Annotated in this window: 8 protein-coding genes; 7 read left to right on the forward strand and 1 reads right to left on the reverse strand. The window is 55.2% G+C overall.

Annotation, left to right across the window (positions count from 1 at the left end; translation table 11 throughout):
• The first annotated feature begins 126 nt into the window (after positions 1–126).
• The 7 genes from cmoM (at position 127) to WN53_RS17910 (ending at position 10,893) form a co-directional block, all read left to right on the forward strand.
• A complete protein-coding gene (cmoM, locus tag WN53_RS17880; protein WP_024484594.1) occupies positions 127–912 on the forward strand; it encodes a tRNA uridine 5-oxyacetic acid(34) methyltransferase CmoM in 786 nt (261 codons plus the stop codon).
• Positions 909–2,231, forward strand: coding sequence for a chromosome partition protein MukF (gene mukF, locus WN53_RS17885; protein ID WP_024484593.1), 1,323 nt, complete (start codon positions 909–911; stop codon positions 2,229–2,231). The genes cmoM and mukF overlap by 4 nt, the downstream gene beginning before the upstream one ends.
• A complete protein-coding gene (gene mukE, locus WN53_RS17890) occupies positions 2,212–2,940 on the forward strand; it encodes a chromosome partition protein MukE (RefSeq protein WP_024484592.1) in 729 nt (242 codons plus the stop codon). The genes mukF and mukE overlap by 20 nt, the downstream gene beginning before the upstream one ends.
• Entirely contained in the window at positions 2,937–7,391 is a 4,455-nt protein-coding gene (gene mukB / locus WN53_RS17895) for a chromosome partition protein MukB (RefSeq protein ID WP_024484591.1), read from the forward strand. The genes mukE and mukB overlap by 4 nt, the downstream gene beginning before the upstream one ends.
• Positions 7,392–7,596: 205 nt before the next feature.
• Positions 7,597–9,447 (forward strand): L,D-transpeptidase, encoded by a 1,851-nt coding sequence (ldtD, locus tag WN53_RS17900; protein ID WP_024484590.1) that lies wholly within the window; start codon positions 7,597–7,599, stop codon positions 9,445–9,447.
• Between the two features lie 181 nt (positions 9,448–9,628).
• A complete protein-coding gene (gene mepK, locus WN53_RS17905) occupies positions 9,629–10,177 on the forward strand; it encodes a peptidoglycan L,D-endopeptidase MepK (protein WP_024484589.1) in 549 nt (182 codons plus the stop codon).
• A 68-nt stretch (positions 10,178–10,245) separates the two neighbouring features.
• Positions 10,246–10,893: an MBL fold metallo-hydrolase gene (locus tag WN53_RS17910; protein WP_024484588.1), complete on the forward strand. Its 648-nt coding sequence runs from the start codon at positions 10,246–10,248 to the stop codon at positions 10,891–10,893.
• 61 nt (positions 10,894–10,954) lie between these two features.
• On the opposite strand, the gene WN53_RS17915 is transcribed toward WN53_RS17910, so the two are convergent.
• Positions 10,955–12,145, reverse strand: a complete 1,191-nt coding sequence (locus WN53_RS17915; RefSeq protein WP_024484587.1) for an amino acid aminotransferase — start codon at positions 12,143–12,145, stop codon at positions 10,955–10,957.
• Positions 12,146–12,360: the final 215 nt, after the last annotated feature.

Here is a 12,360-nt window from a genome sequence, read left to right on the forward strand (position 1 = left end):
AAACGACATCTGGCCGCATTCATGCTGCAAGAAGATTTATTCTAAGCCAGTCTGTGCCAAAATAGCAGGTTTGAATGGGCAGGCGCTTTGCCGTCGGCCAAGATAAAATCAGCGGAGCCGTTGTCCATGCAGGATCGCAATTTTGACGATATTGCCGAGAAGTTTGCGCGTAATATTTACGGCACCACCAAGGGGAAAATCCGTCAGGCGGTGGTCTGGCAGGATCTGACCACGCTGCTGGCCCAGTTGCCACAGCGGCCGCTGCGTATTCTGGATGCCGGTGGAGGCGAAGGCCATATGGCCTGCCAACTGGCAGAATTAGGACATCAGGTCTTGTTGTGCGATCTTTCTGGTGAGATGATCCAACGCGCTGCGTTGCTGGCCGAGCAGAAAGGTGTGAGCCAGAACATGCAATTCATACAAAGTTCGGCGCAAGAGATTGGTCAGCATTTGGCACAACCGGTCGATCTGATATTGTTCCATGCGGTTTTGGAGTGGATCGCCGAACCACAGGTGGCATTACAGGCGTTGTTTGATTGCCTGGTGCCCGGCGGCGCACTGTCACTGATGTTCTTTAATGCCAACGGTTTGTTGATGCGTAATGTGGTGTTGGGCAATTTCCAACTGGTGGATCCCGAGGTCAGGCGGCGTCGCAAGCGTTCGCTGTCGCCGCAGTATCCACACAGCCCACCGCTGGTCTACGGCTGGTTGGAGCAGATGGGCATGCAGATTTCAGGCAAAACCGGCGTGAGGGTTTTCCATGATTATCTGCAAAGCAGGCAGCTACAGACCCAAAAATTTGAAGAGTTACTGGCGCTTGAACAGCTTTATTGTCGGCAAGAGCCTTACGTGAGTTTGGGGCGCTATATTCACGTCTCGGCGCATAAACCGAACCTGAAGGACGAACTATGAGTGAATTTTCCCAGACAGTACCCGAACTGGTCGCCTGGGCACGGAAAAATGATTTCTCTATTTCGCTCCCCACTGAGCGTCTTGCGTTTTTGCTGGCTATTGCCACGTTAAATGGTGAGCGGCTGGACGGCGAGATGAGCGAAGGTGAGCTGGTTGATGCATTTCGCCATGTCAGCAAAGGGTTTGAACAGACGCATGAAACGGTGGCGATACGCGCCAACAATGCGATTAACGACATGGTGCGCCAGCGCCTGTTGAACCGTTTTACCAGCGAGTTGGCGGACGGCAATGCCATCTATCGCCTGACTCCGCTGGGCATTGGTATTACCGATTACTATATCCGCCAGCGTGAGTTTTCGACCCTGCGCCTTTCCATGCAGTTGTCGATTGTGGCGGAAGAGTTAAAGCGTGCCGCAGACGCTGCCGAAGAGGGCGGCGATGATTTCCATTGGCACCGCAACGTCTTTGCTCCGCTGAAATACTCGGTAGCGGAGATCTTCGACAGTATCGATCTGACCCAGCGCCTGATGGATGAACAGCAGCAGAGCGTGAAAACCGATATTGCGGCGCTGCTCAACCAGGATTGGCGTGCGGCGATCTCCAGCTGTGAAATGCTGCTGTCGGAAACTTCCGGTACCTTGCGTGAACTTCAGGATACGCTGGAGGCCGCAGGTGATAAACTCCAGGCCAACCTGCTGCGCATTCAGGACGCCACGTTGGGTGAGATGGAGCTGGGCTTTGTCGATAAGTTGGTGTTTGATTTGCAAAGCAAGCTGGATCGCATCATCAGTTGGGGCCAACAGGCGATTGACCTGTGGATCGGCTATGACCGCCACGTGCACAAGTTTATCCGTACCGCCATCGATATGGATAAAAACCGCGTGTTCGCCCAACGCCTGCGCCAATCGGTACAAAACTACTTCGATAACCCTTGGACGCTGACCCATGCCAACGCCGATCGTCTGCTCGATATGCGAGACGAAGAGCTGGCGTTGCGCAGTGAAGAGGTCACCGGGGAGCTGCCGCCAGATCTGGAATATGAAGAGTTCAGCGAAATTCGCGAACAGCTGGCAGCAATGATCGAACAGGCACTGAAGGTTTACCAGGAACAAAAAATGCCGCTCGATTTAGGGGCAGTGATGCGCGATTATCTGGCGCAATATCCGCGTGTGCGTCACTTTGACGTTGCCCGCATAGTGGTCGACCAGGCAGTGCGCCTTGGTGTGGCTGAAGCTGATTTTTCAGGGTTGCCCGCGCAGTGGCAGGCAATCAATGATTACGGAGCCAAGGTACAGGCCCATGTCATCGACAAATATTGAACAAGTAATGCCAGTCAAGCTGGCCAAGGCATTGTCTAACACGCTGTTTCCGGCGTTGGACAGCCAATTGCGCGCAGGTCGTCACATCGGTATCGATGAATTGGACAACCACGCATTCCTCATGGATTTTCAAGACGAGCTGGAAGAGTTTTATACCCGTTACAGCGTCGAGCTGATCCGGGCGCCGGAAGGGTTCTTCTATTTGCGCCCGCGCTCGACCACGCTCATTCCACGCTCGGTGCTTTCCGAGCTGGACATGATGGTCGGCAAGATCCTGTGCTACCTCTACCTGAGCCCCGAGCGCCTGGCGCACGAAGGCATTTTCAGCCAACAGGAACTGTATGATGAGCTGCTGAGCCTGGCGGATGAGAGCAAGCTGCTGAAGTTCGTCAACCAGCGCTCCACCGGTTCGGATCTCGATCGTCAGAAGCTGCACGAAAAAGTGCGCTCCTCGCTCAATCGCCTGCGCCGTCTGGGCATGGTGTATTTCATGGGCAATGACAACAGCAAATTCCGCATTACCGAGGCGGTGTTCCGCTTCGGTGCCGATGTGCGTAGCGGTGACGACCCGCGCGAAGCCCAATTGCGGATGATCCGCGATGGTGAGGCGATGCCGGTTGAAAACAGCCTGTCACTGAACGATGACGTTGATGCGGAAGATGCGCAGGCAGAAGCCACCCCGGACAGTGCAGAGGATGAACAGGAATGATTGAACGCGGTAAATTTCGCTCACTGACGCTGGTTAACTGGAACGGTTTCTTTGCCCGAACCTTTGATCTTGATGAGCTGGTCACCACGCTTTCGGGCGGTAACGGGGCCGGTAAGTCAACCACCATGGCGGCGTTTGTCACGGCGCTGATCCCAGATCTGACGCTGCTGCACTTTCGTAACACTACCGAAGCCGGTGCCACCAGCGGTTCACGCGATAAAGGCCTGCACGGTAAATTGCGTGCCGGTGTCTGCTACTCAACGCTGGACGTAGTCAACTCACGCCACCAGCGTGTGGTGGTCGGGGTTCGTCTGCAACAGGTTGCGGGGCGCGATCGTAAGGTCGATATCAAACCTTTCACCATTCAGGGCCTGCCAACGGCGGTGCAACCGACTGAACTGCTGACCGAGACCGTGGGTGAGCGTCAGGCTCGAGTACTCTCGTTGCAGGAACTGAAAGAGCGTGTTGAAGAGATGGAAGGGGTGCAGTTCAAGCAGTTCAACTCCATCACCGATTACCACGCCCTGATGTTTGATCTGGGGGTGCTGCCCAAGCGTCTACGCACATCCTCCGACCGCAGCAAGTTCTATCGCCTGATCGAAGCCTCGCTGTACGGCGGGATTTCCAGCGCCATCACCCGTTCTCTGCGTGATTACCTGCTGCCGGAAAACGGCGGCGTGCGTAAAGCGTTCCAGGATATGGAAGCCGCACTGCGCGAGAACCGCATGACGTTGGAAGCGATCCGCGTCACTCAGTCGGACCGCGATCTGTTCAAGCATTTGATCTCTGAAGCGACCTCGTACGTTGCCGCAGACTACATGCGCCACGCCAATGAACGGCGTATCCATCTGGATGGAGCGCTGGTATTACGCAACGAGTTGCTGAGCAGCCGCAAACAGCTGGCCGCTGAGCAGTTCCGCCATGTTGAAATGGCGCGTGAGCTGGCTGAGCAAAGCGGTGCTGAATCCGATCTGGAAACCGATTATCAGGCCGCCAGCGATCACCTCAATCTGGTGCAGACCGCAATGCGCCAGCAGGAAAAGATCGAACGCTATGAAGGCGATCTGGAAGAGCTGACCTACCGTCTGGAAGAACAGAATGAGGTTGTCGCCGAAGCGAGCGAGCAGCAGGCGGAAAACGAAGCGCGTGCCGAAGCCGCAGAGCTGGAGGTGGATGAGCTGAAAAGCCAGCTCGCCGATTACCAGCAGGCGTTGGACGTGCAACAAACCCGCGCCATTCAATATCAGCAGGCACTTCAGGCACTTGAACGCGCCCGTGCACTGTGTCAGGTGCCGGAACTGACCGCCGAAAATGCCGAAGAGTGGCTGGATACCTTCCAGGCACGTGAGCAGGAAGCGACAGAGTCCCTGTTGCTGTTGGAACAAAAGTTAAGCGTGGCGGATGCGGCTCACAGCCAGTTCGAGCAGGCCTACCAGCTGGTGGGTAAAATTGCGGGCGAAGTCAGCCGCAGTGAAGCCTGGCAAACTGCGCGTGAGCTATTGCGTGACTGGCCTTCGCAGCAGCATCAGGCCGAGCGAGTGCAGCCGTTGCGGATGCGTTTGAGCGAGCTGGAGCAACGCTTGCGCTCACAGCAGGATGCCGAACGTCTGTTGCAGGAGTTCTGTAAACGTCACGGGCAGACTTATCAACCGGATGAACTTGACGCCTTGCAGCAAGAGCTGGAAGAGCGTTTGGAATCGTTGTCGCAAAGCGTCAGCGAGGCCGGTGAGCGCCGGATGGAAATGCGCCAGGAGCTGGAGCAGATCCAGCAGCGCATCAAAGAGCTGACCGCCAGGGCACCGATTTGGCTGGCCGCGCAGGATTCACTGACCCAGCTCAGCGAGCAGAGCGGTGAAGCTTTCGAAGATGGTCAGCAGGTTACCGAATACATGCAGCAACTGCTGGAGCGCGAACGCGAAACCACGGTTGAACGTGATGAAGTGGCCAGCCGCAAGCGCGAAATCGAAGCGCAGGTTGAACGCCTCAGCCAGCCGAGCGGGGCAGAAGATCAGCGTCTGGTAACGCTGGCGGAGCGCTTTGGCGGCGTGCTGCTGTCAGAAATCTATGACGATGTCACCATTGACGATGCCCCGTACTTCTCCGCGCTGTACGGTCCATCGCGCCACGCCATTGTGGTGCCGGATCTGTCGCTGGTGCGTGAGATGCTGGAAGGGTTGGAAGATTGCCCGGAAGATCTCTACCTGATCGAAGGGGATCCGCAGTCGTTTGACGACAGCGTGTTCGCCGTCGAAGAGCAAGAAAAAGCGGTGGTGGTGAAAATCGCCGATCGCCAGTGGCGTTACTCCCGCTATCCGGAAGTCCCGCTGTTTGGCCGTGCTGCTCGGGAAAATCGCCTGGAAGTGCTGTACGCAGAGCGTGACTCATTGGCCGAACGCTACGCTACCTTGTCATTTGACGTGCAGAAAACCCAGCGTTCTCATCAGGCGTTCAGTCGCTTTATCGGTTCGCACCTCGCCGTGGCGTTTGACGCAGATCCTGAAGCGGATATCCGTGCTCTGAACAGCCGCCGTGGTGAAATTGAGCGTGCGCTGAATAACCACGAAGCGCAGAACCAACAGCAGCGTCAGCAATACGATCAGGCCAAAGAGGGCATTTCCGCACTCAACCGCCTGATGCCGCTAGTCTCACTGCTGAATGATGAAACCTTGCAGGATCGTGTCGAAGAGATCCGCGAGGAAATGGAAGAGGCGCATGATGCTGCGCGCTATATCCAACAGCACGGCGTTTCCTTGGCCAAGCTGGAGCCTATGTTATCGGTGCTGCAAAGCGATCCGGAGCAACATGAGCAGCTACAGCAGGACTATGTGCAGGCCCAGGCCACCCAACGCCAGGCTAAACAGCAAGCCTTTGCCCTGACGGAAGTGGTACAGCGCCGCGCGCACTTCAGCTATACCGATTCTGCAGGTATGCAGAATGCCGATAACGATCTCAACGATAAACTGCGTCAACGCCTGGAACATGCGGAAGCGGAACGTACCCGCGCCCGCGAGCAACTGCGCCAGTATCAGACCCAGTTTACGCAATACAGCCAGGTGCTGGCCTCGCTGAAAAGCTCTTATGACGCCAAACGCGACATGCTTAAAGAGCTGAGCCAGGAACTGGTGGACATTGGTGTGCAGGCCGATGCCAATGCCGAAGCCCGCGCGCGGCAGCGTCGGGACGAATTACATGCCTCGCTGAGTAATAACCGTAACCGCCGCAACCAGTTGGAGAAACAACTGACCTTCTGCGAAGCGGAAATGGACAGCCTGCAAAAGAGACTGCGCAAGCTGGAGCGTGATTATTACCAACTGCGTGAGCAAGTGGTGACCGCCAAGGCGGGCTGGTGTGCCGTGATGCGTCTGGTGAAAGACAACGGGGTTGAACGCCGTCTGCACCGTCGTGAACTGGCCTATATGGACGGTGACGAGCTGCGTTCGATGTCGGATAAGGCATTGGGTGCGCTGCGTCTGGCGGTGGCGGATAACGAACATCTGCGTGATGTGCTGCGCCTGTCGGAAGATCCGAAACGGCCAGAGCGCAAGATCCAGTTCTTTATCGCGGTCTATCAGCATCTGCGCGAGCGTATCCGTCAGGATATTATCCGCACTGACGATCCGGTCGAAGCTATCGAACAGATGGAGATCGAACTGGGCCGTCTGACCGAAGAGCTGACCGCGCGCGAACAGAAACTGGCGATCAGTTCGAAGAGCGTGGCGAACATTATCCGCAAGACTATTCAGCGCGAGCAGAACCGTATCCGGATGCTTAACCAGGGGCTGCAAGCGGTTTCCTTCGGTCAGGTGAAGAGCGTGCGGTTGAACGTCAACGTACGGGAAGCGCATGCCACCTTGCTGGATGTGCTCTCTGAGCAGCAGGAACAGCATCAGGATCTGTTTAACAGCAACCGTCTGACCTTCTCGGAAGCGTTGGCTAAGCTGTATCAGCGCCTGAACCCGCAGATCGATATGGGCCAGCGCACGCCACAAACTATCGGTGAAGAGCTGCTGGATTACCGTAACTATCTGGAGCTGGAAGTGGAAGTCTTCCGTGGCTCCGACGGCTGGCTGCGTGCAGAAAGTGGCGCGTTGTCTACCGGGGAAGCGATCGGTACCGGCATGTCAATTCTGGTCATGGTGGTGCAGAGCTGGGAAGAGGAATCACGCCGCCTGCGGGGTAAAGATATTTCACCTTGCCGCCTACTGTTCCTTGATGAAGCCGCGCGTCTGGATGCCAAATCCATCGCCACGCTGTTTGAGCTGTGCGATCGTCTGGAGATGCAGTTGATTATCGCCGCGCCAGAAAACATCAGCCCGGAAAAAGGGACCACCTATAAACTGGTGCGTAAAGTGTTCCAGAACCATGAGCATGTGCACGTGGTTGGCCTGCGTGGGTTCGCCAGCGAACAACCGGCTTTAAACTCGGTGGCAGAAGAATCGCCACAAAGCTAAAATAAATGCCCTATAAATCTGAAAATAGCCGCCTGAAGGTGGCTATTTTTTTGCATGACGAGGATGATAGGCGTGTTTTTTTGCCGGTGGTAAGCTGGGATGAAACGGTTATTTACGGCGCTGAGAGCAAAAGCGCCGTTCTGTTTGTATACTGAAACTAATAATAGTCTGTGCGGTATTTTTGTGAGCCTACAGGGGGCAAGGGATGTTGCTTAAAAATGGAAACTCAGTACGACGTCTGGCATTGAGTTGCGCGATAGCGTGTGGTTTTGCCGTGTCGTTTTCCGCATGGGCAACTGTACCGGCGTTACCGGTGGCGTCATCGTCATCGGGAATGTCCGTGGCACAAAGTCGTGCCGAACTGCTGGCGGCATTGCCGAAAAGCGTTGTGCCGTATTATCTCTCCACTTTGGCACCGCTGTACGCCGCCAACCAGATGCAGCCTATGTGGCAAGATCGGGAAGCGGTACAGCAATTTCAACAGCAACTGGCTGAGTTGGCCATTTCTGGCGTACAGCCGCAGTTTACTCAATGGGTAAAACTGCTGACCGATCCGCTCATCACCGATATGGCACGTGATATTGTGCTGTCGGATGCGATGCTGGGTTATTTGCAGTTTGTCTCCTCAATCGGGGCCAACGGCAACAACTGGCTGTACAGCAATGTACCTTACAAGCTGAAGGTGCCAGCGAATACGGTGATCAACCAGTGGCAGCTCTCGATACATCAGGGCAAAACGCTGGCGTATATTAATTCGTTGGCCCCGCAGCACCCTCAGTACGCCAAAATGCATTTGGCGCTGCGCGAAATGCTGGCGGCTGGGCGCCCGTGGCCACAAATGACCAATGGCGCAAGCCTGCGTCCAGGTCAGCTCAGCGACGATATTCCCGCACTGCGCGATATTCTGGCGCGTACCGGAATGCTAATCGCCACTCCGGCGGTAGCATCTGCTTCGCCTGAGCCTCAAGTCACCAACGCCAGCGCGACGACTCCGGCGGCGGATGACGATCTGTCGGTGGATGAAGAGAAGGATCGTGCTACCGCAGTGGCTGTCGTTAGCCCGGGCGCGGCATCGATCAAAGATCTTGCTCCCTCTCCAGAAGCGACAGCGCAGGTACAACCGGCCAGTCCGGTTTCGGTAACGGATAATCGTTACACCGAAGATCTGGTGGAAGGAGTCAAACGCTTCCAAACCTGGCAAGGGCTGACGCCTGATGGCGTTATCGGTGCCCGGACGCGTGAATGGCTGAACGTTTCGCCGCAAACTCGTGCTTCACTGCTGGCGTTGAACATCCAGCGCCTGCGCATTCTGCCAGGGCACGTTGATACCGGCATTATGGTCAACATCCCTAACTACTCGCTCACCTACTATCTGAATGGTAATGAAGTGTTATCTTCGCGGGTGATTGTTGGCCGTCCGAGCCGCAAAACGCCATTGATGAGCAGCGCGCTGAATAACGTGGTGGTCAACCCGCCGTGGAACGTGCCAACCAAGCTGATCCGTGAAGATATCGTGCCTAAGGCCATGCATGATGCCAGCTACTTCCAGAAACACGGTTACCGTGTATTCTCTGGCTGGAGCAACGATGCGCAAGTGATCGATCCGGCAATGATTGACTGGACTGTGGTTTCACCACGCAACTTCCCTTACCGCATCCAGCAGGCACCGGGGAGCAGCAACTCGTTAGGGCGTTTCAAATTCAACATGCCGAGCTCGGATGCCATCTATCTGCATGACACCCCGAACCACGGCCTGTTCCAGAAGGATATCCGGGCGTTAAGCTCTGGCTGTGTGCGCGTTAACAAGGCTTCCGATTTGGCCAATATGTTGTTGCAGGATGCGGGTTGGAACAACGCGCGTGTTTCCTCCACGCTGAAAGGCGGCAATACGACGTATGTGAACATCCGCCAGAACATCCCGGTGCAGCTGTATTACCTGACGGCCTGGGTCTCTGATGATGGTAAGCCACAGTTCCGCACAGATATTTACAATTATGATGCGACAGTGAGATCGGGTGCACAAATTTTGGCTCAGGCCGAAAAATTGATGCAATAAATGCAGTAATTCTAGATAAATAACGGTCTGAATGTCTGGCCAGTAGCAGGCTCTGTTTTTTGTGAGCACTGGTAAACCACAGCGTATCGCGGGTTGACTCCGCATACGCTGGCGGTTATGGTTCGGGCAGTGCGCAGTTTTGTGCATATATTTTGACATTCTTGCCGGGTTTAAAAGAGTCATGGACAAAATTGATCATCATCGCCGTAAATGGTTGGCGTTAGGTAGCGCCGCCGTGGGTATCGCGCTGCTCCCAGGGCAAGCGTTTGCCAGTCTTTCTACCGCTCGCCCACGTATTCTGTTGTTGAACAACCTCAATACTGGCGAATCCATCAAGGCCGAGTTCTTCAACGGTAAAGGTTACAATAAAGAAGAATTGGCGCGCCTGAACCATATCTTCCGTGACTATCGGGCCAATAAGGTCAAGAGCATTGATCCGGCTCTGTTTGATCATCTCTATCGCCTACAGGTGATGCTGGGCACCAGCAAACCGGTACAGCTGATTTCCGGCTACCGTTCAATGGCGACCAACACCGAAATGCGTGCGCACAGCCGTGGCGTGGCCAAGCAAAGCTACCACACCAAAGGCCAGGCGATGGATTTCCATATCGAAGGGATCCAACTGAGTAATATCCGTAAGGCCGCGCTAAAAATGCGTGCTGGCGGGGTAGGCTATTATCCACGTAGTAACTTTGTGCACATCGATACCGGCCCGGTGCGGACCTGGTAATCATTGTGCATCATGATCGCTGAATGGCACCCGCCCCTTGGGCGTGGTGCCGTTGTCGTTGGAGCTTTATGAAATACCATATTATCCCCGTTACGGCGTTCAGTCAGAACTGTACGCTCATCTGGTGCGACGTGACCAAACAGGCGGCGCTGGTCGATCCTGGTGGCGATCCGGAAAAACTTAAGGCCGCCATTGCCGAAAAGGGCGTGCAGATCAGCCAGATTTTGCTGACGCACGGCCATCTCGATCACGTAGGCGCAGCGGCAGAAATGGCCGAACATTATCAGGTGCCAATCTATGGCCCGGATAAGGAGGATGCCTTCTGGCTTGAAGGTTTGCCAGCACAGAGCCGTATGTTTGGCCTGGATGAATGCGCCGCTCTAACGCCGACCAAATGGCTGGAAGAGGGGGATAAAGTGCAGGTGGGCGAAATGTCGCTGAACGTACTGCATTGCCCTGGTCATACGCCTGGTCATATCGTTTTTATCAACGAACAGGCGCGTTTGGCATTAGTGGGTGACGTGTTGTTCAACGGTGGCGTTGGCCGCAGCGATTTCCCGCGCGGTGACCATCAGGCGCTAATCGCTTCAATCCGTAACAAATTACTGCCTCAGGGCGATGATATGGCGTTTATTCCAGGACATGGGCCGATGTCTACCTTTGGCCATGAACGTCAAACCAACCCGTTCCTGCGCGAAGAGCCAGCCATCTGGTAGAGCTCTCCCATACAAAACAACAAAGGGGCGCATATGCGCCCCTTTTCAATGCTAAATCCGCTTACAGCACGGCAACGATGGCTTCGCACAGCGGCGCCATATTGTCCGGCGTCATCCCCGCCACGTTAACGCGGCCGGAGTTAACGGCATACACGCCAAATTCATCACGCAGACGCAGAACCTGTTCTTTGGTCAGGCCGCTGAAAGAGAACATGCCGTTCTGGTTGATGATGAAGCTGAAATCCTGCTCCGCCCCTTTTTCCTGCAGGGTATTAACGAACAGCTGGCGCATACGGTGAATGCGCTGGCGCATGTCAGTCAGCTCTTGTTCCCAAATGGCGCGCAGCGCCGGGTTACCCAAGATGGTGGCAACTACGGCCGCACCGTGTGACGGCGGGTTCGAGTAGTTGGCACGGATTGCGGCTTTCACCTGGCTGAAGGCACGCTCGGCGGTTTCTGCATCGGCAGCTACCACGGTGCAGGCACCAACACGTTCGTTATACAGACCGAAGTTCTTCGAGTAGGAGCTGGCAACGATCAGTTCCTGATGTTTGGCAGCAAAGATACGCAGACCCTGTGCATCTTCTTCCAGGCCCTTGGCGAAGCCTTGGTAGGCGAAGTCGAACAGCGGCAACCAGCCCTTGGCTACGGACAACTCAGCCAACTGAGCCCATTGTGCTTCGGTTGGATCGATACCGGTAGGGTTATGGCAGCAGCCGTGGAATAGCACCACGTCGCCGGCCTGAGCCTGGTTCAGGCTGGTGAGCAGACCGTCAAAGTCCAGCGCATGGTTGGCGGCGTCGTAATAGTTGTATTCCAACACTTCCAGGCCAACGGCACCAAAGACGTTTTTATGGTTTGGCCAGCTTGGGTTGCTGACCCAGATACGCTTGGCGCTGGTCTGGTTGGCAATAAAGTCGGCCGCGACACGCAGGGCACCGGTACCACCAGGGGTTTGCGCGGTACGGGCACGCTTGTCGGCAATGATTGGGCTCTGCTTGCCGAACAATAGCTCTTGCGTGCAGCTGGCAAATTCAGGAATACCTTCAATACCCAGGTAGTTTTTGGTGGTCTCATTTTCCAGCAGATACTGCTCAGCTTTCTTGACGCTGGTCAGCACCGGCGTTTTGCCAGTTTCGTCTTTATAGACGCCAATACCCAGGTTGATTTTATTCTCACGCTTGTCGGCGCGGAAAATGTCGGTCAGACCCAGAATCGGATCGGCAGGTGCAGCGGTGATTTTTTCAAACATGTCAGATGCTTCCATGGCCTAGAGTTAAGCAGACAGAAACATCAGGGTAGCGCCAGTTATCGTCTTTGCCAACCGTTTGCGAGAAAAACACCTCGATCTTGTGACGGCGGCAGATTCAGCACAAAAAATGACGGGGAAGGGCAGATTGGCAGAATAAAAAATGGCGTAAAGCGCTAAAAACAAAAACAGGGCCGAAGCCCTGTTTTTTTAACTTA

Source organism: Serratia fonticola, from assembly GCF_001006005.1.
GTDB classification, from domain to species: Bacteria; Pseudomonadota; Gammaproteobacteria; order Enterobacterales; family Enterobacteriaceae; genus Chania; species Chania fonticola.